At 57.9% G+C, this 24,324-nt stretch carries 25 protein-coding genes and 1 riboswitch; of the genes, 15 read left to right on the top strand and 10 right to left on the bottom strand.

Annotated features, from left to right (window positions below):
* Positions 1 to 5: 5 nt before the first annotated feature.
* On the bottom strand, positions 6 to 539 hold the full coding sequence (locus PQQ95_RS01420; RefSeq protein ID WP_133647952.1) for an arsenate reductase (azurin) small subunit: 534 nt from the start codon (positions 537 to 539) through the stop codon (positions 6 to 8).
* 165 nt (positions 540 to 704) lie between these two features.
* Here PQQ95_RS01420 and PQQ95_RS01425 point away from each other — a divergent pair, with 165 nt between their 5' ends.
* From PQQ95_RS01425 to PQQ95_RS01435, 3 genes are read left to right on the top strand one after another with little or no spacing between them, the layout of a single operon-like run.
* Positions 705 to 1,592, top strand: a complete 888-nt coding sequence (locus PQQ95_RS01425) for a substrate-binding domain-containing protein (RefSeq protein WP_408408211.1) — start codon at positions 705 to 707, stop codon at positions 1,590 to 1,592.
* Positions 1,593 to 1,599: 7 nt separating this feature from the next.
* Positions 1,600 to 3,069 (top strand): sensor histidine kinase, encoded by a 1,470-nt coding sequence (locus tag PQQ95_RS01430; protein WP_408434039.1) that lies wholly within the window; start codon positions 1,600 to 1,602, stop codon positions 3,067 to 3,069.
* Complete coding sequence (locus PQQ95_RS01435) at positions 3,062 to 4,408, top strand: sigma-54-dependent transcriptional regulator (RefSeq protein WP_408434042.1); 1,347 nt, start codon at positions 3,062 to 3,064, stop codon at positions 4,406 to 4,408. Before PQQ95_RS01430 ends, PQQ95_RS01435 begins: the two co-directional genes overlap by 8 nt.
* A 127-nt stretch (positions 4,409 to 4,535) precedes the next feature.
* On the opposite strand, the gene PQQ95_RS01440 is transcribed toward PQQ95_RS01435, so the two are convergent.
* Both PQQ95_RS01440 and PQQ95_RS01445 read right to left on the bottom strand, forming a co-directional pair.
* Positions 4,536 to 5,819: an arsenic transporter gene (locus tag PQQ95_RS01440; protein WP_408434045.1), complete on the bottom strand. Its 1,284-nt coding sequence runs from the start codon at positions 5,817 to 5,819 to the stop codon at positions 4,536 to 4,538.
* Positions 5,820 to 5,955: 136 nt separating this feature from the next.
* Positions 5,956 to 6,474 carry an arsenate reductase ArsC gene (locus tag PQQ95_RS01445; protein ID WP_408434048.1) on the bottom strand — a complete coding sequence of 173 codons (519 nt, stop codon included), beginning with the start codon at positions 6,472 to 6,474 and terminating at the stop codon, positions 5,956 to 5,958.
* Positions 6,475 to 6,673: 199 nt separating this feature from the next.
* On the opposite strand from PQQ95_RS01445, the gene PQQ95_RS01450 reads away from it, so the two are divergent.
* Positions 6,674 to 7,015 carry an ArsR/SmtB family transcription factor gene (locus PQQ95_RS01450; RefSeq protein WP_408434051.1) on the top strand — a complete coding sequence of 114 codons (342 nt, stop codon included), beginning with the start codon at positions 6,674 to 6,676 and terminating at the stop codon, positions 7,013 to 7,015.
* A 103-nt stretch (positions 7,016 to 7,118) separates the two neighbouring features.
* Here the strand turns inward: PQQ95_RS01450 and PQQ95_RS01455 are convergent, their stop codons facing one another.
* From PQQ95_RS01455 to arsH, 3 genes are read right to left on the bottom strand one after another with little or no spacing between them, the layout of a single operon-like run.
* Complete coding sequence (locus PQQ95_RS01455; protein ID WP_408434054.1) at positions 7,119 to 7,592, bottom strand: ArsI/CadI family heavy metal resistance metalloenzyme; 474 nt, start codon at positions 7,590 to 7,592, stop codon at positions 7,119 to 7,121.
* The gene (locus PQQ95_RS01460) at positions 7,593 to 7,931 is read right to left on the bottom strand and encodes an ArsR/SmtB family transcription factor (protein WP_408434056.1); all 339 of its coding nucleotides are present in this window, start codon (positions 7,929 to 7,931) and stop codon (positions 7,593 to 7,595) included. It abuts the gene before it with no gap.
* Between the two features lie 9 nt (positions 7,932 to 7,940).
* The gene (arsH, locus tag PQQ95_RS01465) at positions 7,941 to 8,630 is read right to left on the bottom strand and encodes an arsenical resistance protein ArsH (protein ID WP_459251989.1); all 690 of its coding nucleotides are present in this window, start codon (positions 8,628 to 8,630) and stop codon (positions 7,941 to 7,943) included.
* A gap of 244 nt (positions 8,631 to 8,874) precedes the next feature.
* Between arsH and PQQ95_RS01470 the strand changes: the two genes are divergently transcribed.
* The 3 genes from PQQ95_RS01470 to arsN2 are packed head-to-tail and all read left to right on the top strand — an operon-like array spanning position 8,875 to position 11,314.
* Positions 8,875 to 9,576, top strand: a complete 702-nt coding sequence (locus PQQ95_RS01470; protein ID WP_408434062.1) for a hypothetical protein — start codon at positions 8,875 to 8,877, stop codon at positions 9,574 to 9,576.
* Positions 9,577 to 9,590: 14 nt separating this feature from the next.
* Complete coding sequence (locus PQQ95_RS01475) at positions 9,591 to 10,844, top strand: MFS transporter (protein ID WP_408434064.1); 1,254 nt, start codon at positions 9,591 to 9,593, stop codon at positions 10,842 to 10,844.
* Between the two features lie 35 nt (positions 10,845 to 10,879).
* Positions 10,880 to 11,314 (top strand): arsenic resistance N-acetyltransferase ArsN2, encoded by a 435-nt coding sequence (gene arsN2, locus PQQ95_RS01480; RefSeq protein ID WP_408434066.1) that lies wholly within the window; start codon positions 10,880 to 10,882, stop codon positions 11,312 to 11,314.
* A gap of 87 nt (positions 11,315 to 11,401) precedes the next feature.
* Here the strand turns inward: arsN2 and PQQ95_RS01485 are convergent, their stop codons facing one another.
* On the bottom strand, positions 11,402 to 11,851 hold the full coding sequence (locus tag PQQ95_RS01485; protein ID WP_408434068.1) for a hypothetical protein: 450 nt from the start codon (positions 11,849 to 11,851) through the stop codon (positions 11,402 to 11,404).
* Between the two features lie 224 nt (positions 11,852 to 12,075).
* On the opposite strand from PQQ95_RS01485, the gene PQQ95_RS01490 reads away from it, so the two are divergent.
* The 5 genes from PQQ95_RS01490 (at position 12,076) to PQQ95_RS01510 (ending at position 18,725) form a co-directional block, all read left to right on the top strand.
* Entirely contained in the window at positions 12,076 to 12,924 is an 849-nt protein-coding gene (locus tag PQQ95_RS01490) for a hypothetical protein (RefSeq protein WP_408434070.1), read from the top strand.
* Positions 12,925 to 12,927: 3 nt separating this feature from the next.
* Complete coding sequence (locus PQQ95_RS01495) at positions 12,928 to 15,240, top strand: UvrD-helicase domain-containing protein (RefSeq protein WP_408434072.1); 2,313 nt, start codon at positions 12,928 to 12,930, stop codon at positions 15,238 to 15,240.
* 68 nt (positions 15,241 to 15,308) lie between these two features.
* Positions 15,309 to 16,394: an ABC-three component system protein gene (locus PQQ95_RS01500; protein WP_408434074.1), complete on the top strand. Its 1,086-nt coding sequence runs from the start codon at positions 15,309 to 15,311 to the stop codon at positions 16,392 to 16,394.
* A 1-nt stretch (position 16,395) separates the two neighbouring features.
* Complete coding sequence (locus PQQ95_RS01505; RefSeq protein ID WP_408408920.1) at positions 16,396 to 16,860, top strand: ABC-three component system middle component 2; 465 nt, start codon at positions 16,396 to 16,398, stop codon at positions 16,858 to 16,860.
* Positions 16,861 to 16,862: 2 nt separating this feature from the next.
* Positions 16,863 to 18,725 carry an AAA family ATPase gene (locus tag PQQ95_RS01510; protein ID WP_408408922.1) on the top strand — a complete coding sequence of 621 codons (1,863 nt, stop codon included), beginning with the start codon at positions 16,863 to 16,865 and terminating at the stop codon, positions 18,723 to 18,725.
* 450 nt (positions 18,726 to 19,175) lie between these two features.
* On the opposite strand, the gene PQQ95_RS01515 is transcribed toward PQQ95_RS01510, so the two are convergent.
* Positions 19,176 to 19,481 carry a transcriptional regulator gene (locus PQQ95_RS01515; protein ID WP_408434077.1) on the bottom strand — a complete coding sequence of 102 codons (306 nt, stop codon included), beginning with the start codon at positions 19,479 to 19,481 and terminating at the stop codon, positions 19,176 to 19,178.
* Between the two features lie 625 nt (positions 19,482 to 20,106).
* Positions 20,107 to 20,526, bottom strand: coding sequence for a hypothetical protein (locus PQQ95_RS01520; protein ID WP_408434079.1), 420 nt, complete (start codon positions 20,524 to 20,526; stop codon positions 20,107 to 20,109).
* 489 nt (positions 20,527 to 21,015) lie between these two features.
* On the opposite strand from PQQ95_RS01520, the gene PQQ95_RS01525 reads away from it, so the two are divergent.
* Positions 21,016 to 21,402: a helix-turn-helix domain-containing protein gene (locus PQQ95_RS01525; RefSeq protein WP_408434080.1), complete on the top strand. Its 387-nt coding sequence runs from the start codon at positions 21,016 to 21,018 to the stop codon at positions 21,400 to 21,402.
* Between the two features lie 95 nt (positions 21,403 to 21,497).
* Positions 21,498 to 21,800: a hypothetical protein gene (locus tag PQQ95_RS01530; RefSeq protein ID WP_408434083.1), complete on the top strand. Its 303-nt coding sequence runs from the start codon at positions 21,498 to 21,500 to the stop codon at positions 21,798 to 21,800.
* A 55-nt stretch (positions 21,801 to 21,855) separates the two neighbouring features.
* Here PQQ95_RS01530 and PQQ95_RS01535 read toward each other — a convergent pair whose 3' ends face one another.
* On the bottom strand, positions 21,856 to 22,875 hold the full coding sequence (locus PQQ95_RS01535; protein WP_408434085.1) for an NADP-dependent oxidoreductase: 1,020 nt from the start codon (positions 22,873 to 22,875) through the stop codon (positions 21,856 to 21,858).
* 165 nt (positions 22,876 to 23,040) lie between these two features.
* Positions 23,041 to 23,212, top strand: a riboswitch (yybP-ykoY riboswitch).
* A gap of 100 nt (positions 23,213 to 23,312) precedes the next feature.
* On the opposite strand from PQQ95_RS01535, the gene PQQ95_RS01540 reads away from it, so the two are divergent.
* Positions 23,313 to 24,323 carry a sodium:calcium antiporter gene (locus tag PQQ95_RS01540; RefSeq protein WP_408434088.1) on the top strand — a complete coding sequence of 337 codons (1,011 nt, stop codon included), beginning with the start codon at positions 23,313 to 23,315 and terminating at the stop codon, positions 24,321 to 24,323.
* The last annotated feature ends 1 nt before the right edge of the window (position 24,324 follow it).

Here is a 24,324-nt window from a genome sequence, read left to right on the forward strand (position 1 = left end):
CCTAGTTAGAGTACGTTGGCCTGACGGCCATACAACATGCCATCGATGCCTGTAGCCGATATCCGCCCCGTCTTCTCGTCGTAGCTAAGCCTGATGCGCGGCAGATTCTCGGTGGCTTGTCCGGCAATCATCTGGCCAGACTTCTCCGCGTCAAACATGCTGTAGTGGCAACCGCACTTGAACGTGTTGGTCCCCGAGTCGAACGCAACGGGGCAACCCATGTGCGTGCACATCATGCTGTACGCAACGATGTCCTGATTGGGGCCAACGCCTCCCGGCGCTGCGACACCAAGCTTTACCGCGACGCACGGAGAGGCGGCGTCCGGATAGCTGAAAACTAGCGGCTGACCCTGCGTCATTTGGCTAGCGCTGGCTACCGACTTCGGTACGTACGGCAGCAACGTGTGACTCGTTTGCGGCGCAGCGGCCGGCGCCGCAGCGGCGGCGCAAGCAGGCTTGACTATCACCGCAGCTGTCGCTGCGACGCTCGTCCCGCTCACCTTAAGAAAGGTGCGCCGACTAAGTGTTTCTTTGGACATGCCTGCTCCTTGATACCCATATGGGCAACCGTTACTATTTGATGACAAGGGCAAGCTCTATGCCAAAACGACCAGAACGCCGTCTGGTGCGGCAACCGACGATTCGACGTCGCTAGAGACGTCGGAATGAGTTTCGGACCGGTAACGGCTGGAGGGGACGGGGTCATGTCAGGGTTACCGTTCAGTAACGGGAGACGCAAGGTGCTTTGCGCCGCTGGCGCAGGGCTGGTTGCGGCGTGGAGACCTGCGCGTGCTAGCGATGCTGCATCGCCGCGAAAAATCCTGTTTGGAACCACTGCGGTTTTCCTCGACAACCAGGTGCGCCTGCTCGGCAAGTGGCGCGCGCGTCTCGAAGAGCAACTGGGCATGGAGGTTCATTTCGTCCAGCGCGGTAGCTATGGTGAAATCACCGAGATGCTACTTGCGGACCAGTTGGACGTTGCGTGGGTGTGCGGATACCCGTACGTCACACACGCCGACCGGATGAAGCTGCTGGTTGTGCCGCAATACCAGGGAAAGCCTCTATACCGGTCCTATTTGCTGGTCCCCGCTTCGGATACATCTACGACGAACATTGTGTCGCTCGGAAACCGGGTTTTCGCATACAGCGACCCGCAGTCGAACTCGGGTTACCTGGTGCCTCGGACAGAACTTATCCGGGATGGGATTGACCCGCGACGCTTCTTCAGCAAGACATTCTTCACGTTCGCTCATCGCAAGGTCGTAGAGGCCGTTAGCAGCGGTCTCGCTTCCGCCGGCGAAATTGACGGCTACGTATTTGACACGCTCGCCAAACAGGTACCGGATGCGGTGACCGGAGTACGGGTAGCGTGGAAGTCACCGCTCTATGGATTTCCTCCTATCGTTGCACGGCGAAGCCTCAGCGTTGACACGTTCGCGCCGTTGCAAGCGGCACTGCTTGGCATGACAGAAGACACGGTGGGGCGCGACCTGTTAAATCGCCTGAACCTCGACCGGTTTGTTATCGGGCCAGATGCGCTTTTTGACGACATCCGCAATCTGGTCAAGCTGTCCGACACCATGCCTGTGTGAGACGACTATGCTGGAGAACGTCAGCTACCGATACAAGATTCCAGCCGCGCTGACGTTGGCCATCGTGCTCACGGAGGTCGCTGTCACAGCGGTGCTGATTTCTTTCATGCTTTCAGACGCCCGCCGCAACGTGGAGAGTGGGGCTCGCAACCTTGCCAATGTAACGGCACTCTCGGTCCGGGATTCAATCGTACGAGATGACCTGTTTCACGTATTCGAGGTCCTTCGTGCGCCTGTCGCCGCGAAGGAGCCTGCAAACCCGTTGAAAGAGCTGATTGTCTTCGACGCGAATGGACGCGTGTACGCAGCGACCGACCCCAGGTACTACGCGACGCTGACGGAAGCGACCAGATTGGGCTACGCCATCAGTCATGCAATTAGCTCCGTGAAGGCGCAGCCACGCAATTTCTATTTCAGTTTTCCGAGCTTGCTGGGAGCGGACGACATAGTTGCTGCGCAAGCTGTGACGGCCGAAGACGGAAGCCCGCTCGGCTATGTCACCATCACATACGACCCGCAGAAACTTCGCGACAGCGTGAACACGCTCGTTGAGCGCATGGTCCTGATTAACCTCGCGAGCCTTCTGATACTTTTGCCTATTGGCTGGTGGTGGGGCAATCGGATGGCGAATCCGTTGCATACGCTCAGCAATGCGATGGCACGTGTGCACAAGGAAGACCCTGAGGCGCTCAAGCAGGAGGTCTCGGCCAAGGGCAGTGACGAAATCGGCCGTTTGTCCACGAGCTTCCGTGAAATGCTGGACGACCTGGCGGAGAAACAGCAACTGGAGCGCGACATGGTTGTGTCCGAGCGGCTTGCTGCAGTTGGGCGTGTGGCTGCGGGCATCGTGCACGAAATCAATAATCCGCTTGGCGGCATGATTAACGCTGTTGACACGCTTGTCACGCACGGCAACCCCGATGGACTGACCACCCGTACGCTCGCACTGCTTAAGCGCGGGCTTGCCCAGATTCGAGCGACAGTCGGAGCGCTTCTCTTTGAGGCCAGGCTGGATTCGCCCGCGATGCGGCCGGCAGACTGGGACGACCTGAACATTCTGATACAGCCGCAATTGGCCACCAGGCAGATAGCTCTTGAGTGGTCGATGCCAACTGACGAAGTCCCGATTCCGTCCCATCTGGTTCGTCAGCTCGTACTGAACCTGCTGCTTAATGCCATCAAGGCAGCCGAATCCGGCGGGAGCGTTGGATGTCGTGCCACGATGAATGCATCCGAGTTGCGGGTGACCGTGGTGAACTCGGGCGAGCACATACCAGCCGACCTCGTGGGTCAACTATTTGAGCCTTACTGGCCGAGCCAGAAAACGCTCGGCCTACGTAGTTACGGGCTCGGACTCTGGGTGAGTTATCAGATTGCCACACAGCTCGGGGGGACAATCTCGGTCAGCAGCGTGCCCGGCGAGACGACATTCGAAGCCGTACTACCAATCAAAAGTATGGAGACCTGTCATGAGTGAATCATTGATATGCCTGGTCGAAGACGACCCTATCATGGGTGAATCCATGGTGGAGCGCTTCCGGCTCGAGGGGTTCGGAGTCGACTGGCACACCGGCGCGGCTGCGGCGTTCGAAGCGATTTTGCGTAAAAGCTATGCAGTCGTTGTGAGCGACGTGCGCCTACCGGACTTTCCCGGCGACGAGTTGTACACACGACTGAGTTCAACGATGGCGAAGGTTCCACCATTCATGCTCGTGACTGCGTACGCTTCGATTGATAAGGCCGTGTCCATGCTGAAGGCAGGTGTGGCCGACTACGTGACGAAACCCTTCGACATCGCGGAACTGATACAGAAAATTCGCGCGCTCGCGACGTCAGACATTCCCGAAGAGGCAATGCCTGCGCATAGCCCGCTCGGTGTATCCATGGCGATGCGAAAGCTCGCGGACATGGTCCCAAAAATCGCAAGACGCGCATCCTCCATCCTCATCAATGGCGAGTCCGGTTCAGGCAAGGAAGTGCTTGCAAGATATATCCACGATGTCGCCGCCTGTGGGCAGACTGAGCCATTCATTGCCGTGAATTGTGGTGCCGTGCCCGAGACGCTGATGGAGTCAGAGTTCTTCGGCTACGAACGGGGCGCGTTCACTGGCGCAGACCGACAGAAAAAGGGCTTCTTTGAACTCGCCCACGCCGGCACTCTGTTTCTCGACGAGATTGGTGAACTGCCGCTTGCAATGCAGGTAAAGCTGCTGCGCGTCGTTCAAGAAAAGCGTGTTCGCCGAGTAGGCGCCGAGCGGGACGTGGAATGCAATTTCCGCCTCGTGTGCGCGACGCACAGGGACCTGCAGTCGCTAGTTTCAGGAGGGCAGTTTCGGGAAGACCTGTTCTATCGCCTGAACGTCGTCACGCTGCGCGTGCCGCCTTTGCGTGAGCGCAACGATGATGTCTTGTGGATTGCACGCCGATTTCTGTCTTCCTATGCTGAATCGAACGACGAACCGGTGAAGTCGCTTCATCCGGCCGCTGAGGCAGCGCTCGTCGGGTTCGGCTGGCCAGGAAACGTGCGGGAGCTGCGCAACCGCCTGGAGAGGGCGTGTCTGATGTCAGCGGGCAAGCTCCTGATGCCGGCGGATGTCTTCAGCGACCACGCCGCTTACGGAGACGTCGAGTCAACGGACACGCCGAGCCTGTCTGCCTACATGGAACGGTGCGAGACGCTGTACATCAACAATGCGCTAGTTCAGCACCACGGGCGCATTGCGGAAACGGCTTCCGCGCTCGGCATCTCACGCAAGAGTTTATGGGAACGCATGCGGCGTCATCGGATTGCCGGGCAGGAATCATCGAACCCGTAAAACAAAGCGGCCGTCGTTGGAGAAAGACGGTCGCTGTGTTTTGCACAATCGAACAGTACCCGAGGCGCTCATCCGGGAGAACACGACTTGTCCTGAGCGCACCTAGGACCGCGCGCGGTGTTTTTTATCACCCCTGCAGTCGCACAGCAAGCGCAGCCAGCGTGACAACCAGGATGGGAAGCGTTAGCACGATACCCGTCCTGAAGTAGTAACCCCAGGTGACGGTTACGTTCTTGCGAGCCAGCACGTGCAACCAGAGCAAGGTTGCAAGAGACCCGATGGGCGTAATCTTCGGGCCGAGGTCGCTCCCAATCACGTTGGCGAAGACCATTGCCTCCCTGACGATTCCACTGGCGTTGCTTGCATCGATAGACAACGCGCCAACAAGCACAGTCGGCATATTGTTCATGACCGACGACAGAAACGCCGTAAGAAGTCCGGTGCCAAGCGCTGCCGCCCAGACACCGTGAGATGCCAGGTAGTTAAGAATCTGCGCGACATAGCCTGTGAGTCCCTGGTTACGCAACCCGTACACGACGAGGTACATGCCGAGCGAAAAGATGACGACTTGCCACGGGGCTTCCTTCAGTACTTTCCTTGTGGAAATAATGTGGCCTCGTCCTGCAACAATTAGCAAAACAACGGCGCCGAAAGCGGCGACCGCGCTGATGGGGACGCCAACGCGGTCGAGACCAAAAAATCCAATCAGCAGCAACGCCAGAACCCACCAGCCTGCCTTGAAAGTCGAGGCGTCGCGGATGGCCTCGCCGGGCTGCTTCAACTCCGCCACGTTATACGCTGCGGGGATGTCGCGTCGAAAGTAGAACAGCAGCATGGCGAGGGTCATCGCGACAGCGACGATGTCGACCGGAATCATGACGCTTGCATACTCGGCAAACCCAATCTTGAAGAAGTCGGCCGACACAATGTTGACGAGGTTCGAAACGACCAACGGCAAACTTGCCGTATCTGCGATGAACCCCGCAGCCATGACGAACGCGAGCGTCGCAGCTGGACTGAACCGGAGTGCGAGCAGCATCGCCATGACGATAGGCGTCAAAATAAGTGCGGCACCGTCATTTGCAAACAACGCCGCAACAGCTGCGCCAAGCAAGACAAGAAACGCGAACAGCTTGCGGCCGCTGCCATTTCCCCAGCGCGCTACATGCAGTGCGGCCCACTCGAAAAAGCCTGCTTCATCAAGGAGCAAGCTGATGATAATCACAGCGATAAACGTAAGGGTCGCGTTCCAGACGATGTGCCAGACCACGGGAATGTCTGATACGTGAATCACTCCGGCCAGCAGCGCTATGACGGCGCCAGCGGCAGCGCTCCAACCGATGCCGAGACCCTTTGGTTGCCAGATGACAAACACGATGGTGGCGATAAATATCAGTACAGCGATGAGCATTAACAGCTTCCTTTTTTTAGTCGCGGCCGCCCGGCCAGTCAGCGGGCTAAATCGACGCGTGCGTGTATCGCCGAAGCGACATCAAAGGCACGACGAAGTCCATGCCGAGGGCTTTTCGTGCGGTTGATGCCGCACCCTATCGCTGTTCCTGTTCGCGCAACGACGTGCCGATGTTCTGCGTTTCCCGCTGTACCGCAACCCGGTCAAGCTTTTCGAACGGCAGGTTAGTGAAAAGCTCAATGCGCTTCTTCATTTGCACATACGCCTGCAGAAAAGCCTTGCGCTTTTCTTCGTCCGAGCCTTCGGCCGTCGACGGGTCAGGCACGCCCCAGTGTGCTTTTGCGGGGTGCCCCGGCCATATTGGACAAACTTCCCCGGCAGCGTTGTCGCAGACGGTGAAAATGAAATCAATTTGCGGCGCACCTTCTTCGGCGAATTCGTCCCAGCTCTTGCTGCGCAGACCGTCGGTCGAAATGCCTTGCGAGCGCAGGAGGTCTAGTGCGAAAGGGTTCGGTGCTGTTCCCGGGTGACTGCCAGCGCTGTAGCCGATGAAACGGTCGCCCGCGAGCTCATTAAGCGCCGCTTCCGCGAGAATTGAGCGCGCAGAATTGTGCGTGCAAAGGAATAACACGTTGTATTTTCGGTGTTCAGTCATGGGCTTCTCCTGACGACGTTTCGACGCGATTGAATTTATAGCTCTATATCTCCAATATAATGGAAATGTTGTGGAGCGGCAAGCGAGGGGTGCCGTGGCTCGTCCGCCCCGTACAGCCGCGATATCAGGTAGCCGGGGTTCTACCCGCCATTGGTGACGTCGCGTTAGAATTGGTCAATAACTTGGAAGACAGACGGGTATGAAGGAAAAAGACGCCATAAAAGCTTTGGCCGCGCTCGCACAGCCGACGCGCCTGGCTATTTTTCGCCTGCTCGTTACGGCTGGGCCGGATGGCCTGAACGTCGGCGTCATTCAGGAGCATCTGGAACTAGCCAGCGCGACGCTCTCCTTCCATCTTAAGGAACTGACGCATGCAGGCTTGGTGACGTCACGCCAGGAAGGTCGCTTCGTTTATTACGGGCCCGAAATTGACCACATGAACGAGCTGGTCGCGTTTCTGACCGAGAACTGCTGTCAGGGAGTGGACTCCGCTGCGTGTAAGCCCGCCAAGAAGGTGAAGTGCAAGCCTGTGGCCGCATGAACATGCGCTAGAGCGCATAACTCCAGGTCCGGGAACCGCTAACTGTATCAGCATCAAACGGAACGGCCGCCTATGGGCGGCCGCCGTGTTGGACACCACGCATTCAGCAGCAGCCGACTTTTTTCTCAATCACAGCCGGAATCGAGGTCGCGGGTGCACAGCAGGCCCCGCCCGCTTCGAGCGCAGCCTCTCCTCGGCTGTCCGCTCCGAACATCGGGATGCCGCCGAGCGTGTGATAGGTTTCCCACGGCACGCCGGCCGGGTCCTGCGTCCAGTATTTGTTCGAACTTGCGTAGCAGCACTGCGCACCGGGTTGGTCCTGTACTGAGACGCTGCCGGCGACGACCTGCTCGCGAAGAGCTGTCAGCTCCTCGTCGCTATCGACCTGAAAGCCTAAGTGGTTTACACCTGCCTCACCGCCACGCGCCGAAATGGCGAAGTTCATGCGCGGGTCTTCCAGCATCCATTTCGCGTAATCGTCTTTGAGGACCGAAGGTTCCGCTCCGAACATGCTGCTATAGAAACGCACGCTTTCGTCAAGCTTTGGGACAACAACGTGCACGTGAAATCGCTTCATTTACGCCTCCGTTTCGTTGGGCGCGCAGTTGCATTGTTCTGCTTGCTCCGCTGCGCAGCAGTTTTCCATCAGGAAATCCATAAGCGTCCTCATGTGGTCATAGCTGGCGCAGTAGATGATGAACCGGCCCTGACTCTTGCCTTCGATGAGCTCTGCGTGTGCAAGCTCTTTCAGGTGGAATGACAGCGTGGGCGCCGGGAGCCCCAGCTTTTCAGCGATGGCGCCAGGACTCATACCCGAGCGTCCGGCTGTCACCAGAAGGCGGAACACCGCAAGACGCGTCTCGTGCGCGAGCGCTGCGAGCGCCTTGACCGCTAACTTCGAATCCAGGGTTGCCATCACTGTCCTTTATTGGTTACTCGCCTGCGCTTCCTTGCGGGAATGGTCGGCGATTGCCTGGGAGGCCAGGTCTGCGGCGGGGTCTAACGGCCGTTCTTCCTTCACGCGCTCGCTGTAGCGGTCGACGAGATAGTCGGCACGACCGCGAAGTAGCAGCGTGAATTTGACGAGTTCCTCCATCACGTCGACCAGCCGGTCGTAGTACGAGGACGATTTCATCCGGCCGTCGTCTTCGAATTCTTCAAAGGCCTTGGCAACAGACGACTGGTTGGGGATGGTGAACATACGCATCCATCGTCCGAGCTGACGAAGCTGATTGACGGAGTTGAACGACTGCGAACCGCCACTGACTTGCATGACGGCCAGCGTGCGTCCCTGCGTCGGCCGGATGCCGCCGCTGACCAGCGGCAGGTGGTCAATCTGCGTCTTTATCAGACCGGTGATGGTGCCGTGCCGCTCCGGGCTGCACCAGACGTGTCCCTCGGACCACAGCGACAGCTCAAGCAGTTCCTTCACTTTCGGGTGGTTCTTCACGTCGACGTCGTCTGCGTGCGGCAGACCGCGCGGGTCGAAAATCCGCGTTTCCGCGCCGAACGTCTGCAACAGGCGAGCGGCTTCTTCGACAAGCAACCGCGAATACGACCGCTCACGCAGCGAGCCGTAGAGCAGCAGAAACCTGACCGGCGGCTGCCCCTCCATGCCAAGGCGCGCTGCAATATCCGTGTCGAAAAAATCTGTCCTGGCGGCCGGGAAGCCTTGGTCGCCATTGATTGCATGAACGGTCATCTCATTACCCTGCCATTTGACATTTCCAATTATATGGAGGCGTTCAGTCGATTCAAGGCGCTTTGCTGCGCCTGCGGAACACGACCTTCATCACTTCGTTACTTGCATTCTACGACATTTCCGGTATTCTGGAAATGTGAAATCTTTGGAGGCGGCTATGGACCGCGAAAACCTCGTATCGACTGGACTACCCCTGCCCATGTCGGGAGGGTGGAATTGCGGCTCCATGCAGGGATTCATCGTGCTGAAGGCAGGCCGGCGAACCGCCAACGTGGCGATACGTTGTGCCGACGGTCGCGCGACGACGGGGTCATGGTGGGAGTCGCTTCCAACAGTCGTAGCAGGGGCGTTTGAGTCGCGAACCGGATACGAGACCTCGGCGATGGCACTGACAGCGGCGGTCGACGAGAAGCTCGAGCTTGCGCGATTCCTCGCTGCAGGCGGCTCGTCGGCTGCTGTGCTGGTAATGGATGCGAAAGTCCTGAGCCGTTTCTGGCCGCGGTGTGACTGGAAGACTCCGTTGCTGCGCGCCCGCAATCGCCTCGCCGACGAAGGGGCGAAGTTTTTTGTCGCCTTGAGCACGCAGCATGGGAGAAGTGGTGTCATTGGGGCGTCCGCACGCCTGAAAGAACGACTCGTCGCGCTACGCGTTCGGCGGTATTGCGAACGGGAGGGAATCGGCTTTCTCGGCGCTGTACAAACAGCCCCGCCGATGGCGAAGACGCGCAATAGTTGCTTCCTCCATGAGCGGGTCGGCACCGTCATCGCCCACAGACTAGCTTCGACCACATTCTTTTGCTGCGATGCCTTTCGCACCGGCGCAGCCGCCGCTAACACACTCAGCCAGATGAGAGGCTGAAGAAATTGAGCACAATGTCGAATCGGGACGAGAGCGCGAGTGGTGAGACCGCACCAACGGACAGTCAGGACAGGCTTGTGACTTGGGCCTTGGCGCTGGCACAACTGGTGTCCTGGGGCTCCGTCTATTATTCCTTTTCCCTGCTGGTCGTTCCCATGGAGCAAACCATGGGCTGGAGTCGGACGGCGATGAACGCCGCGCTCTCCGCAGGGTTACTGGTTTCAGGGTTCGCGGCCTATCCCATCGGGCGCTGGATTGACCATGGACTGGGGCGCCGCATCATGGCCGTCGGGTCGGTCATCGCCGCGGCCATGCTGCTGCTCTGGGCAGGCGCGCATTCGCTGACGGTCCTCTTCGTTGTATGGATAGGCCTCGGGATTTCGATGGCAGCCACCTTCTACGACCCTGTCTTCGCCGTTGTGACGCACCGGTATCCACGAAGCTTCCGAAGCAAAATCACGCTCATCACGCTGGTGGCCGGGTTCGCCAGCACGGTCTTCATTCCGTTGACCCAGTTCCTCGTCGGCTCAGTCGGGTGGCGCACGTCGCTTGTTGTTCTGGCTGCACTGAACCTCCTCGTCTGCCTTCCTATCCACGTGCTTGCAATCCGTTCGTCGAAGGCTGACGCGGGAGTACGGCCGACAAGTGGCGAGGTCAAATTGGCGAACGATGCCGCTACCCGACACGCGCTTCGTTCGCCAATTTTCTGGGCGCTCGCTGTCTGCTTCACTGCCTACTACGCGACGTTCGCGGCACTCACATTTCATCTGGTGCCGCTCATGGTCGAGCGCGGCGTGTCGAACGCCGTGCTGGTAACGACCATGGCGCTCATCGGACCCGCGCAGGTAGCCGCACGGGCCGTCTGGTTCACCTTCGGTCGCACGGTTCATGTTAGTACCGTGGGCATCATCATCGTGACGCTATTCCCGCTCTCGACCGTTATTCTGATAGGCGCAGGTCATTCGGCTGCAATGCTTTGGCTATTCGCGCTTTGCTACGGGGCTGCGAATGGCATGATGACCATCCTCCGCGGCACCATCGTGCAGGACCTGATGTGGACCGAAGGCTACGGTGCAGTCAGCGGCATGCTTTCGTTCCCTTCGAATATCGCCAAGGGAATAGCACCGATTGCCGCGGCCAGCATCTGGAGCGTCACGCACGGTTACGCAGCTGTTGAATGGACCGTGTTTCTCGTCTCGATTCTGTCAGCAATCGCGTTCTTTGCGGCGGTTCGGGTTAGCCGTCATACGGCACCTACGGCCGCCTGACATAGCTTCCGAAATCGTCAGAGAGAAAACCTCCTATGAACATACGTGCCGCACGAAGCGAAGACCTTGATGCCATCAAAGCATTGCTCGCAGAAAATGAACTGCCGGTTGCCGATATCAATTTAGCTTTGCTCGTGGACTTCCTGGTCGCGGAAGACGTGGACGGTAAGATTGTTGGCAGTGTGGGTCTTGAGCGTTTTGGTCGCAGCGCGTTGCTGCGGTCACTGGTTAGCGCCGGGACGGTCCGAAAGAACGGGCTCGGCAAGAGACTGCTGGCCCATGTCGAGCTAATGGCGCGAGCATCCGACGTTTTCGATTTGTGGCTGCTTACAACGACGGCGGCCGGGTTCTTCAGACGCGCGGGATACGCGGACGCTGAACGAGGTGCGGCGTCCGCAGAAGTGCAGGCCAGTACGCAGTTTGCGGAGCTATGTCCAGCAAGCGCCGTTTGCATGACAAAGGGGCTATAGCTGCTGCGGTCGAGTGCTCGGAGGCGAGTCTGTATTCAGTGCTTTGACTTTCGACTCGCGCTCGCTCAATGCCGCTGTCGCGGGCTATCAGCTGTAGTACTTGACCAGTTGCACGAAGCCATTCGGGAGTCGACGAACGCCAAGGTCGTGGCCGGCTGCCTGGCTCATGGCGAATCCGCCGAACTGAACGCCGCCACCGAAGACGACGCCAGGAGTCATCTTGACGCCGTTGATGTCCACAGGCACCTTGGGCGAGAGGTTACCGTCAGCGGTCACCGCAAATACATCGTCAAAATGTACACGCGTCAGGCCATCTGGGTCCGGCGTGGGGCTCTGCGCGGCTACCGACTGTTGCTGGTTCGCCTGCTCGGCTTGAGCAGGAGCGTAAGGGGCAGGCGACGCAGCCTGAGTCTCCGGCGTGCTGGTCAGCGCGGCAGCTTGTGTAGCGGGCATGGACGCCGCGTTGTCGCTTGCTGTGTCCTGTTTGTCGCTGCAAGCAGCGGTCATTGCGGCCGCGACAAGCGCGGATGCCAGCATTAGTTGTCTCGCATTCATTTTCGGTAGGTGCTCCCCACGATAAAGGGCATAACGGCCATTTGTTGAAAACCTTTAGTTTTTCGCAATCGCAGCGCACTCACTCGCGCCGTCCGCGGTTGGCGAAGCGGGTGGTAGCATCAAAATTATTTGCGGACCAGCCGCACTGTACTTCGAGTGCTGTATGATAATTTGGCACAAAATATAAGAGACTTCCGGGGAACAAGATGTTCGACGCACCTCGTGCGAATGAATTTACGCAGGGAACAGTGTTTTCTTGCGCCTACGCGGAAAATTACCAGGATGAATCGGTCTACGGCCTGATTATTACGGCGCGCTGCGACGCCGCGCAGGCGAAAGTATCGGCGTTCACATACGTACCTGTGATTCCGTTAAGTTCCTGGATTTATGTTGACGGCGCTTCTACGGTTCTTGACCGCGCCGAAGCCGACTACATGAACACAATCTCTGACCGACTAGAGAAGGATGGTCTATCAGAATCGCTGCTCTCGACCCACTCGCTAGCCGCAATCTACGATGCACACTACAAAAAAATTGAGAACGAGAAGGCCAGAAAGGCTCAGTGCGAAAAGCTTAGAAATGTCATCGCTCAAGTTGCAGAAACGCGGGCACTTCAGACAGACAAAACTAGTCGAGAGCGACTAAGGGCGCATTTGACAGTTTGCAAGTCACATGTCGACTCGGTGGTAAAAGAATTGGCAGGACATAGGCTCTCAGGCTATTACCTTCTCAGAGGGTTGGAAGCGCTCGACTCTGGTGAGGCGCAGGACTTTGTAGCGTTGCTGCGCGAGGTCCATCACATTCCAAGTAGCGTCGCTAAAAGCATCACTAATGGCATCTCGAAGGACCAGTGGGACGTAGCGCAGAATAAGAACGTCGTTTGTCCAAGATTCACCGGAACTGATGACTATGCTCTCCCAGTGGCGAAATTAACTTCCCCTTGGATAGAGCATCTGATGCAAAACTTCGCTTTGCTGTTCTCACGCATCGGCGTGCGCGACAACGATGTGGCGGATGTCAGGAAGTCATTGCAGACCATCGGGATTGGAGCTTAGTGCGTGAAATACTTATACATTTGCCAAGATGCCGCTCAGGAGCTTGTCGCGGAGCGGATGCTCCAATCTGCTGAGTTCGAGACGGGTAAAATCTTCGCCAGCTTTATCCGCTCGCAGGTGAAGTCGATGGCGCTCAGCACGAAAATAGCCGCGGTGACCGCTGGAGAGGGCGCATACATCCTTGCGCCGCAATCAAAGTGCCTCAACTATATCGTCTTTGACCTCGAGGAAGCACCTAGGCTTCTCAGCCTTGACGACAACGGCTTGCTCCTTGTCGTCCAGAAGACATTGCGTTTTGGCATCAAGCTCTGGAATGACTTAAAACCAAGCTCACACGAGCGCGTTCTGCAAAACGGAAAGGCCGTGGTCTTTCCATATCCGATTGGAATGCAGACTGACTTGCGAGCCGTAATAGAAAGGCAACCCGATGAAAAAAGGCGAAGCAGGCGTGAAGCAGGTTCGGCACTATTAGTTTATAAATTCTCAAGTGAAGAAGGGGAGGGGGTTGCCGAGGTTCCTCGTGTCACGAACTTCCGCAAGGCAGTTGAGGGAAAGGCGGACGCCATCGCTGTTGCCGGCGAAGTGATTACGCGTTTGAACCCCCAAGCGCGCCCGGGTAATCAAGTGCTCGCGGTGACACAGTTGGATGCGTCCAATCACGAACGACCTGCATTTCAGGCTGGATTGGACGGGTGGCGCACGATATTGACCACCGGGCAGTTGGAATTTGTGAACAGGCACCTCGACGTTCCCCACCGAATCGAAGGGCCTGCTGGGACTGGCAAGACCCTTTGTCTCGTTCTGAAATGCCTGAAAACACTAAACGACTCGAAACTTGAGCAAACGGACCATCGAGCGTTATTCATTGCACATAGCGAGGCGACAAAGCGGGCCATTGAAAGTCTGTTCGCAATCAACGACCTCGACGGGTTCTACACGTCCGAAAAACCTGCTCTAGGCGCAGCGCAGACGCTCCGGGTCACCACGCTCCAAGCCCTTTGCGCGGACTTATTGCATCGGGAAATTTCCGAATCCGAGCTGGTCGACCGCGACGCTTACGAGTCCAAGCAGGTGCAAATGTTGTATGCGCGGGAGGCCGTGGATAGTGTGCTTGCCGAAGAACTTGAGTCTCACCGTCCCTTCATGACGACGGAGTTCATTGAATTCCTTCTGCAGACAGACCGATGGGTTCTTGCGGACATGCTGCGACATGAAATCAGCGTCCAGATAAAGGGCCGCGCTGACCAAGACCTCGACAAGTATAAGAAGCTCCAGCGTTTGAAGGTGGGGATGCCTGTTGCATCGGAGGGTGACAGGTCCTTCACATTTCTCATGTACGACAGGTATCAACGTGAACTTGTCTCGTCCGCGCAGTTCGATACTGACGACGTCGTTTTGAGCGCAATTTCGCAGCTCAATACGCCCATTTGGCGGCGCAGACGTAGTCGCGAGGGATACGACAGCATCTTCATCGATGAAACGCACCTCTTCAACCTGAATGAATTGTCGGTGTTCCATCGATTGACGCGCGACGACGCGGCACAGCCAATCGCTTACTCAGTCGACCGCTCCCAGGCACTTGGCGACCGGGGTTGGACCGATGACGCTTTTGACCTTGTTTTCGACCCGGCGGCAAATGCCGAAAACTCGGCTCGAACGCCGGTAAAGTCGATATTTAGGTGTTCGCCGGATATCGTGAATCTGGCGTTTTCCGTCACGTCCTCAGGTGCTACGCTTTTTACCAACTTTCATGACCCATTGACTGCGGCCGTGAGTGCTTTCACTTCCGAGGAGGAGCGTAAAACCGAGCCCCCTCTGATGTTGCAATATCCGTCGAGCGAAGCAATGCTGAACGGCGCGTTCACACGTGCGGACTTGCTCGCAAGGGAGATGGACGGCTCGAAGGCGGACGTCGTAATCATTGCCTTTGGTGACGACATCTTTAGAGAACTTCAACTGCGCGCGCAGGCTTCGAAAAAGCCGGTCGAGGTGATTAAGAGCCGCGGAGACCTTGATGCTGTCAATCGGGCACGGCAATCTGGACGCTTTCTCCTAACCGCGCCGGAGTTTGTGGGAGGACTGGAATTTTCCGCGGCGATTCTCGTGGGCGTAGACGGCGGCCGAGTGCCACCGAAGGGCGGGAGTTCTTACGAAGACAGCCAAAACTATTTGAGTTACTCCTCCCATCAACGCGTTTACGTAGCTCTGACGAGGGCGCGCTTTCGTGTCGAGCTTCTTGGAGAAAAGGCTCGTGGGATAAGCTCCATTCTTACCAACGCAGTCCAGGCAGAGTTGCTGACTGTCCGCGACGCCTGAGAGGGCGGAGGCCGAGCGGACGTTAGTTCATACAAACGACTACAGAACCTACTCAGGGGCAGACTGCGGTGGCAAAGAACAAACCTGGTGTTGGCAATGCTGCTCCTAAAAGGCGGAAAGCTTCGACCGACACCAGGGCGGTAAGCTATGTGATTCAAGCTGGAGCCCACGCTCCAGTCGCCCAGCTAAGATTGATGGACTCCACATCGTGGGAGATTTTCGTCGAGGAATGTTGCCTGCCGCTGGTGGGCAACACGTATCAAACCGTGAAGCGGCTGGGGATGCCTGGTGACAAGGGGCGAGACGTGGAGGCAATTGTTACGCTTCCGCGAAAGCAACACGGCTGGGACCTTTATCAGTGCAAGTACTACAAGGGCCCGGTGGCGCCGTCCGACTTCTTTCCTGAGATGGCCGGCTTCTTCAGCCACCTCGCGCGCAAGAGCTATCCCGAGCCCAGCACATACTTTATATGCGCTCCGCATGACTGCGGCGTCGACCTTTATGACCTGCTGGTTTCCGAACCCGAGGACTTCAAAGCTGTTTTCTTGCAGGCATGGGTTGACGGCAATCGAGGATTGAAAAAGAATCTGACGCCCGAAATCAAGGCTGTGGTTGAATCCTTCGATTTTTCACGCTTTAAGGAAATGTCTGCGCGGACTTTGGTTGAGACGCACGCGAAGAACCAGTCTGCGCATTTCAGGCGATTCGGAATCAGACCGAAGCGTCTCGATGACCCAGCGGTCCCGAAGTCGCCTACAAAGCGTGAGCAGAAGTACGTCGAGGCTCTTCTCGCCGTGTACAGCGAGCATGCTGCACATTCTGTCGACAGCAACGGACTGACTGGCAGTGACTATGAAGAGCATTTTTCGGCGTGCCGCTCAGAGTTCTACAGTGCCGAAGGTCTGAAGCGATTCAGCCGGGATATCTTCCCCGGCGAATTCGATGTGTTCCTCGCGACAATGCTAACTACGGTCAAGAGCGCTGTAGGCCTGCCCATCCATAAAACCGGGCTTGAGCGACTTTGTGCGGCCACGGAGCGTTCTTACCAGTTGAAAATGGCTGACAGTCCGCTCAGCGAGAGTTTGCGTTCTCCCGATATGCCTGGGGCATGCCATCACCTGGCTAATGCTGGCAAACTTAAGTGGGTCAAATAACATGAACCCGTCTCCGTTCAATTCAGCATTTGAACTCGGAATCAGGATGGCGTTTATCCTGCACGCGCTGCGGCCGCGCGTCGCCGACCTCCAGAAGCTCGTCCTTCTAGACTATGCGCTCGTCTATTCTGCCGACCTGAAGGGTCCGCCGAGTCTCCATACGCCAGTGCCGCAGCGGAGCAGCGAGGTTTACACCCGGAGAGACCGCATTGAAGAGGGGCTTTATCTAATGAGCGCGAAGGGCGTTGTGACTGCCGATTTCAACGATGACGGAATCGTCTATCTGGCAGGCCCGCGCTGCCGACAGCTTGTCAACGCGTTCACCTCCCGGTACGCGCGCGAGCTAGAACTGCGCGCCAGTTGGGTCGCAGGCACATTCGGCGACGTGTCGTCGGATGCGCTGTCTCAACGATTCGACACTGAAGGGCGGCGTTGGGGCGCAGAAATTGGCGACCTGCTGAACTGACCATGGCTTTCAAATTACTACGCCTAGTGGTTACCGGACCTGAGAAGGAATCAGCTACCTTCGACCTGTCGCGGCCCTCCACAACAATCTATGGACCCAGCGAGACCGGAAAATCCTACGTTTTTCAGTGCATCGCTTACTGCCTCGGCGGCGACACCGCGCCGGAGGAGATTCCAGAGGCGAAGGGCTACCAATCCATTTATCTCGAGATTCAAACTGGGCGTGGCTCCGAGAACTTTCTCGATGAAACGGAACATCAAGCGGCCTTGGACCTGGGGGACTTGCCGCCGAAGCCACAGGACGGCGACATATTCACCATCGTACGCGGCATACAGGGAGGCGCCGAAGCAGTTTACCGGGCGCATATCGAGGGCACCGCAACCGCTCGTAAGCTCAAGGTTGACTGCAACGAGCTTTTGAAACGCCTGATTGGCGTCAGCGAGAGTGTTGTATTCAAAAAGGCAGGAAAGAAAGGTGTGATTTCCGCGGGACCCTTGCGACATTGGTCAATGCTCTCGCAGACATCTATCGTCGCCAAGGAGAGCGTCCTCGGAGACTCCAATGCTCGTATGGAGAGAAGCGCGGCCCTCGCCCTGATGCTTGGCGGTGTCGACGATACAGCTATTGAGATTGGAATCAGCACCGATGCCCGGCGTGCAGCAGGAGGTGGAGCAGACGCGATGCGTGGAATGATTGAATCGCTGCGCGCAGACTTGCCGCCCGATACCCCGAAAAAGGACGTTGAGGAAGCGTTGGCGCGTGTCGACGAAACGCTACAAGCCTTGTCCCAGCAGCAAAAATCTCGGGCTCAGGCTCTCGAAGCGGTCCGCAGCGAGTTGGCGCAAACGAGCGCGGAACTGCGTAGTTGCGAGACTGGTCTTGCACAGAGCGCCGGCCTTGTTAACCGTTTCAAGCTCCTTCAGCGGAAATACGATAGCGACTTTGAACGGCTGGTATCACTCGACGAAGGTTCCGCCGTCTATTTCCTCCTCGATGACGTGCCATGCCCACTGTGCGGCACAACGCTACCGAACCAGACGAAAGCGTCGCTGGCATCCCCCGACGTTGCGGACAAGCAGCGACGCGCCATCGCTGCCGAAGCAGCCAAAATCGATAAGCAGCGAACCGGGCTCGCCGCCGCATTGAGCTACGAGATAGAGCAACTCCGTTCTTTTGTGGCAAAACGCGAAGAACTACAAGCGGCCTTGCAATCACAGAGCGCTCGCGAGCGGCGCATGATTGACTCTGGCATTGACGAATTTAAGGTGTCGGCAACCGAACTCGCCAGACGACGGACTGAACTTTATACACAGGCACGTGCTTTCGAGGAAATTGCTCGTCTGACGGTCGAGGCCGCAAAACTTGAGGCGGTCAGCGTCGGGAAGAACTCGCGCATCGAGCGACAGTTGACGCAAGATGGATTAGAGCTATCGGACCTCGTGCTACAGCTCATTCATGCTTGGGGCTTCGAGTCGATTAGGCAGGTTACGTTTGATGCCGCGGCATTTGACATAAAGGTCGACGGCAGGAGACGTGCGTCGTTTGGACAGGGAGTACGGGCCTTGTTCCTGGCCGCCTACTATGTCGCGCTGCTGCAGTATGCCGAAAAGGTTGGACGTCCCCATCCCGGCTTTGTGGTTATCGACTCGCCCTTGAAACCTTTCTCAGACAGGAAGCAGGGAGACCCGGACGTACCTATGACCACTGTAAACATGCGGTTCTACAGCTGGCTCGCAGACTGGGTCGGCCCCGGACAGATTGTCGTTCTCGAAAACGAAGAACCATCGGTCGAACTCAAGCCAGTCCTGCTGCCACTGGAGTTCACAAAAATGCCAGGCGTCGGGCGCCGCGGCTTTTTCCCCTGACGGTCGTCAGCCGCAAGATTTACGCTGGCTGGGAGAGAAATAAACGATATCGCTGTCTTAGCGATGAAAACATCCAACGCTGCCAACTTGAGTCCGACCGAATGTTTGAGTTCACTCACATCACGAAACGTCCCGCCGCCGTGCCTGGCTGCGTCCTGACTGACGCGGCCAACGATATTGAAGTGGCCACAAGGGACCTGCAGATTTCTGACGACAGTTTTGTGCGGTAGCGCCGGACGATGGACCGGGTGACTTGCGCGCAATAGCTGGTGGAATCAATGAGGGCGGGGAGCGTGGGGGCGAGCGACGAAGGGACTGTGATGCGGATGCGGGACGCGGTGGACTTGCTGGCAAGGGGGCGGCCGGAAGGTTATCCGGCCGGGGAGGTCGAGTGGTTGATAGCAGGAAGGGTTCAAGTCGATTAGATTGCAAGTTCACGTCGAACGACAATCACAGTTGTCCCCGGCGCGCGAGCTCTCTTAAATACAAATCGGCGGCGCTCGGTGCCGAATAGTCTGGACCGGTGCCCTTTCCCTTAAGCACCTGATGGACCTCCAGAAGGTGCTCGCGCGGCACAAGCGTCCATTCCGCGTCCAATCCGGCGGCAAGTGCGTGCAAGGTGGAGCTTCTGGGCTCGCGCTTCCCGGCCAGCGTTGCACGCAAACTCGCGCGTGCGATACCGAGTAAGGCGCTGAGGTCTTCTACCGAAACAGCGCGTTTTACGAGGAGCGAGTTGATTTGGGTCAAGAATGACATGTCATACGCCATCACGAAAAACTTATGCTACTTCATTGCACAGAAACGCCGAGTCTGCGGGCAATGGCCAACATCTTAAGCCTCCGCTCACGACTGAAATCCATGCCCGCCAGACGGTCACGTTGCTCGAAGGCCTCGACGGAGTTGACGCTTGATTGAAGGCGGGGTACTGTATTTATATACAGTAAATGTCGGTTTTGCTAGCCTGAAAGGCCGATTGGCCGAAGACGACGAGGTATAAAGCGCGTCGCTTCATGTATGCAGGCGCGCCTGAAGTGCGCGACGGCTTGGCTAGGGCTGCAGTTTCAGCGTTTTGACGCAAGGAAGTCGGCTGACCACCTCTGCACAGCCTTGCCTGACGGGGCTTTGAGAGAAATGCCACGTGCGACACCTGTGGAGTGCATTGAGGTCGATGTGCGACATCGATAGGGTGCACACCTCTTTAAAACGGCCTTCTGACGCGGCCGTCTCCCCTGAAATTTGGTTGAAAAACTCCGTAAACGACACGAGTAGGGTGTACTTCGCGACATCAGTAGCGTAAATCCACAGCCAGTATAAAATCACCACCGCGAGGCACCCACGAGACAACTCAGTGCCTCGGATTTGCCTCGTGATCCCGCCAGTACTAGTGTTCCCTGCCCTTCATTGTCTCAACCGCATCCACCAGACGCCGCCCGCTGTCTAGGTTATCCGTGACGACTTGGGCCAGCAGCGTACCCGCGCTGTTACGGAATTGGACGATCACGTTGTTCCGCTTGGTGTAAACCTTCTCTGTGGCAACTGACCGGAAGTACAGCCGGGTTACGTTTCGGTGTGCTGTGGTCTTGTCCGTGAATTCGTTGAACTTGGTTGTAGCGCCCCGACCGTACTCCACATACTCGCGGGTAGTCCGAACGTAATCGGGTCGGCGATCCTCATCCTGTTCCATCAGCACCTGCTCTATTACTGCCTCGGGATTCCTCGCGTCTCCTCGCGGCGTGTACGCAACCTCTTGCGATACACAACCAGTCAGAGCCAGTGCGACAAGTAATGCTGTTAATCTCATTACGATCTCCTGTCGAAAGCATGGAGTGTAATGGCGCTGGACGTAATTTGAATCGGATCTAATTTTGATCTAGCTATTTGCAGGCACTCCTGCGCCGTGCACGCGCCCACATGCTCCCGTACGCCGATTCGCGATAACGCGCGTGGCGCACGATACGCGTAACGCACGCTGGTAATGGGCTGCGCGAGCGCGCGTCGCAGGCGATTGCTCCTCTGCCACGAGGCAGCGGACTGCCGCATAAGGGCAGTCGCCATACGTTTGTTTGTGCGTCAAATGTGCCGTAGGACGCGTGAGGGACTTGGCCGACTTGCGGGTACTAATCCTGATAGAAACTAACCCTAGCGTTTCCAGTTCTTCTCACGTGCGCATGCCATGAATCCGTCCTTCAGCTAAAAAACTGTCAAGAAAGTTTGCACAAAATAATTCTGTTTCATCGCACTCTATTTCAGAGTAAAACGACCCACGAATTCGTCAATCGGAGCTATCATCATGGCTGGACTTCCACCGCTGAATTTAGCCATGAACCCGAAAGACGAGCAGTTTTTCAAGGCGTTGGGCGCGCGTATCGCCGGTGCTCGCAAGATCCACGAGCTCACTCAGCAGCAACTCGCCGAGCAGCTTGGCGTTGCCCAACAGACCCTCGCTCACTACGAAGGCGGCCGTCTGCGACTACCGGTCTCATTGCTACCGGAGTTAACCAGAACGCTTGGGCTTTCATCCGATGAACTGCTGGGGCAGAACGTCACCCGACGCCGTAAACGCAGTCCGTCCTCCAGGTTGCAAAAGCAACTCGAGGCGATCAGCCAGCTACCGAAGGCGCGCCAACGTTTCGTATCCGAGATGCTTGATACGGTGCTGGCAAAGACCCAGCAATAGGGAAGGAGATTTGACGCAGTAGAAGAAGCGCGGACCGCATGGGCGGCAACCCATACGGCCCGCTAACCGCAACCAACTCACCGAAGGAGTTGACCATGGCTGACGCCAATCTTAAACCACGTCGCGCACGCGACGAACACGTCAAGCGTATATCCGTGGCGCTTGAAGCAGACCGCCCGCACGAACAAGGCAGACGTACGGCCTTTCCCTGGATGCAGGTGACCGACGCCATGCTCGAACACGCCGGCTTCCTGCCCGGACACCAGGTCCTGTTTAGCATCGACTATCGACTCGGACAGATCACCATTACGCCGGACTATGACTACAGGATCGCCGGTAGGTACATGGCCGCGGCAGAGACCGAAGCCATGCTGCAAAGACGCAGCAAACGGAAATGAACAATCCATAAAGAGCAAACCCGGCCTCGGCCGGGTTTGACTCGCCGTCACCCCTTCACACCCGCACCAACAACTTCCCCAGATTCTTCCCTTCGAACAGACTATTCAGCGCATCCGGCAACGCGTCAAACCCATCGACGTACGTCTCCTGGTAAACGATCTCCCCGTTCTTCACCCACGGTGCGACGGTCTGCAGCATCTCATCCATCCGATACACGAAGTCGCGCGCCAGAATCCCCTGGATTGTCGCGCGCTGAAACAGCATGTGCTGCAGAAAGCGCGGCGCGAGGTCCGGCGTGTCCAGCCCGCCGTCATATTGAGCGATCGCGCCGCAGATCACGATCCGCGCGCGGCGCTTGATGAGCGGAATCACCGCATCGGTGACCATGCCGCCCACATTGTCGAAATAGACGTCGACGCCTCCGGTGGCCGCTTGAAGCGCCGCCTGCAAGCCCTCGAGCGTGGGATGCGCCCGATAGTCGACCGCGCCGTCGAGCTTGAGCGTGTCAGTCAGAAACGCGCACTTGTCCGGACCGCCCGCGATCCCGATCACGCGGCATCCGGCGCGCTTGCCGAACTGCGCAACCAGCGAGCCGACCGCGCCCGCCGCACCGGACACCACCAGCGTGTCGCCCGGACGCGGCTTGCCCGCTTCCATCAAACCGAACCACGCGGTGCGTCCTGGCATGCCGAGCACGCCGAGCGCCGTCGAAACCGGCGCCGCGTCGGGGTTCAGCTTGGTCAACTCGCTGTGATGGCACTTGGCGTACAACTGCCAGCCGCTATACGCCGACACCCAGTCGCCCTGCTTGAAAAGCGGGCTCGCCGACGCCACCACTTCACCCACCACGCCCGCCCGCTGGACGATCCCGAGCGGATGCGGCACGTCGTAAGTATTGCGTTCGTGCTGCTGGATGCGAATGTATGGGTCGACGCTAATAATGCGCGCCCGAATGAGCACTTCATTAGAGGACAAATTGTCGTCAAGCTCGCTTTCGCGCAACTCGTAATGCTCATCGCTAACGCGTCCTTCCGGACGCCTGACGTAAAACCACTGGCGATTCTGATAATTCATGTGAGGACTCACTGCTGTCGTAGACGGTGAGTGATCTTACCAGCGGGGCCGTCGGGCGCTCGCGGGCCTGAGCCTGCTTCACCAGGTTCGTGAAGTAAAGCCGACAGGCGCCGGATCCATGCATCAGATTCCAAGCTTGTTGAAAGCCGCTCATCCCGTTAGAATCCCCCGGTCACTGGGGAGTAGCCTTCCTTCATCCATTGAAGGAGAGCGCGTCAACATACTTGGCCTGCGGGTCATGGCGCGTTCGACCGGGTCGGTTTGGCGAGACCATTGGCGCACTGCTTCGTTCTGGTCGGACGGGTCGCGGTGCGTCATGGGTTCGTTACTTACGTTCGACCGCGGAGTTGCCCTGTGAAACATCGTTGTGCCCTGCCAGTCTCCCCGCTTGGCCGTCCCTCGTGCCGCTTTTCCTGTGGATTTGCCGGGAGCCGCGCATGACCGGTCTTCTGTTCGAACTTGCCATCATGCTGGTCGTCATTCTGGTGGCGGCCGAACTCTTCACCAACGCGCTCGAACATCTCGGCGAGCGCCTGAAAATCTCCGAGGGCGTGACGGGTTCGCTGTTCGCGGCGGTTGGGACCGCGTTGCCCGAAACCCTCGTTCCGCTGCTCGCCATTGCCGGCGGCACGACCGATAGCGCGGTCAATCAGGAGATCGGCGTCGGTGCGATTCTCGGCGCGCCGCTCATGCTCTCCACCCTTTCCACCTTTCTGATGACGCTCGCGATTCTCGGCTCGCGCGGCGCCGGCGGCTGGGTCACGCCGGAACGCACGGGTTTCACGCGCGATCTGAACTACTTCCTGTGCGCCTTCGTGCTGGCGGCCGCGGCGATGTACGTGCCGCATGAACAGATGGCCGTGCGGGCGCTGTTCAGCGCAGCGCTGGTCGGCGTGTACATCACCTATGTGGTGATGACATTCCGCGCATCGAACAAACTGGTCGACGCCGGTCACGGCACTGAAGCGCCGGGCAAGATGCTGCTGTCGCGTCTGGGCTTGCCTACCAACCTTGCGACCATCGCGGTGCAACTGGTGCTGGCGGTTGCGTTGCTGGTGTGGGGCGCGGAAGGCTTCATCCACGGTGTGCGAGGCGTGTCGCAGGCGCTCGGCGTTTCACCGCTACTGCTCTCGCTGCTCATCATTCCGATCGCCACCGAACTGCCGGAGAAGGTCAACAGCATTCTGTGGATTCGCCGTGGCAAGGACACGCTGGCGTTCGGCAACATCACCGGCGCGATGGTGTTTCAAGGCACCTTGTTGCCCGCAATCGGCATTCTGCTGACGCCGTGGACGCCGCGTATCGAAGTGGTGACCGGCATTGTGATTACGCTCGCCGCCGCCGCATGGCTGCGGATCAACGTGCGTGAGCGTGGCGTGCCGGTGTGGGCGCTGCTGGTGTGCGGCGTGCTGTACGCCAGCTATCTGGTGATTACGCTGACCCGCTGAC

This window comes from Paraburkholderia caffeinilytica (assembly GCF_046030355.1).
GTDB lineage: Bacteria > Pseudomonadota > Gammaproteobacteria > Burkholderiales > Burkholderiaceae > Paraburkholderia > Paraburkholderia caffeinilytica_B.

Bases quoted from the DNA above. Each gene is read 5' to 3' on its own strand.
- PQQ95_RS01510 (WP_408408922.1), top strand. From the start codon at position 16,863: ATGGCTTTCAAATTACTACGCCTAGTGGTTACCGGACCTGAGAAGGAA.
- PQQ95_RS01445 (WP_408434048.1), bottom strand. From the start codon at position 6,474: ATGACTGAACACCGAAAATACAACGTGTTATTCCTTTGCACGCACAAT.
- PQQ95_RS01420 (WP_133647952.1), bottom strand. From the start codon at position 539: ATGTCCAAAGAAACACTTAGTCGGCGCACCTTTCTTAAGGTGAGCGGG.
- arsN2 (WP_408434066.1), top strand. From the start codon at position 10,880: ATGAACATACGTGCCGCACGAAGCGAAGACCTTGATGCCATCAAAGCA.
- PQQ95_RS01520 (WP_408434079.1), bottom strand. From the start codon at position 20,526: ATGAGATTAACAGCATTACTTGTCGCACTGGCTCTGACTGGTTGTGTA.
- PQQ95_RS01535 (WP_408434085.1), bottom strand. From the start codon at position 22,875: ATGAATTATCAGAATCGCCAGTGGTTTTACGTCAGGCGTCCGGAAGGA.
- PQQ95_RS01530 (WP_408434083.1), top strand. From the start codon at position 21,498: ATGGCTGACGCCAATCTTAAACCACGTCGCGCACGCGACGAACACGTC.
- PQQ95_RS01505 (WP_408408920.1), top strand. From the start codon at position 16,396: ATGAACCCGTCTCCGTTCAATTCAGCATTTGAACTCGGAATCAGGATG.
- PQQ95_RS01460 (WP_408434056.1), bottom strand. From the start codon at position 7,931: ATGGCAACCCTGGATTCGAAGTTAGCGGTCAAGGCGCTCGCAGCGCTC.
- PQQ95_RS01450 (WP_408434051.1), top strand. From the start codon at position 6,674: ATGAAGGAAAAAGACGCCATAAAAGCTTTGGCCGCGCTCGCACAGCCG.
- PQQ95_RS01435 (WP_408434042.1), top strand. From the start codon at position 3,062: ATGAGTGAATCATTGATATGCCTGGTCGAAGACGACCCTATCATGGGT.
- PQQ95_RS01430 (WP_408434039.1), top strand. From the start codon at position 1,600: ATGCTGGAGAACGTCAGCTACCGATACAAGATTCCAGCCGCGCTGACG.
- PQQ95_RS01490 (WP_408434070.1), top strand. From the start codon at position 12,076: ATGTTCGACGCACCTCGTGCGAATGAATTTACGCAGGGAACAGTGTTT.
- PQQ95_RS01475 (WP_408434064.1), top strand. From the start codon at position 9,591: ATGTCGAATCGGGACGAGAGCGCGAGTGGTGAGACCGCACCAACGGAC.
- PQQ95_RS01540 (WP_408434088.1), top strand. From the start codon at position 23,313: ATGACCGGTCTTCTGTTCGAACTTGCCATCATGCTGGTCGTCATTCTG.
- PQQ95_RS01515 (WP_408434077.1), bottom strand. From the start codon at position 19,481: ATGTCATTCTTGACCCAAATCAACTCGCTCCTCGTAAAACGCGCTGTT.
- PQQ95_RS01525 (WP_408434080.1), top strand. From the start codon at position 21,016: ATGGCTGGACTTCCACCGCTGAATTTAGCCATGAACCCGAAAGACGAG.
- PQQ95_RS01485 (WP_408434068.1), bottom strand. From the start codon at position 11,851: ATGCTGGCATCCGCGCTTGTCGCGGCCGCAATGACCGCTGCTTGCAGC.
- PQQ95_RS01455 (WP_408434054.1), bottom strand. From the start codon at position 7,592: ATGAAGCGATTTCACGTGCACGTTGTTGTCCCAAAGCTTGACGAAAGC.
- arsH (WP_459251989.1), bottom strand. From the start codon at position 8,630: ATGGAGGGGCAGCCGCCGGTCAGGTTTCTGCTGCTCTACGGCTCGCTG.
- PQQ95_RS01425 (WP_408408211.1), top strand. From the start codon at position 705: ATGTCAGGGTTACCGTTCAGTAACGGGAGACGCAAGGTGCTTTGCGCC.
- PQQ95_RS01440 (WP_408434045.1), bottom strand. From the start codon at position 5,819: ATGCTCATCGCTGTACTGATATTTATCGCCACCATCGTGTTTGTCATC.
- PQQ95_RS01470 (WP_408434062.1), top strand. From the start codon at position 8,875: ATGGACCGCGAAAACCTCGTATCGACTGGACTACCCCTGCCCATGTCG.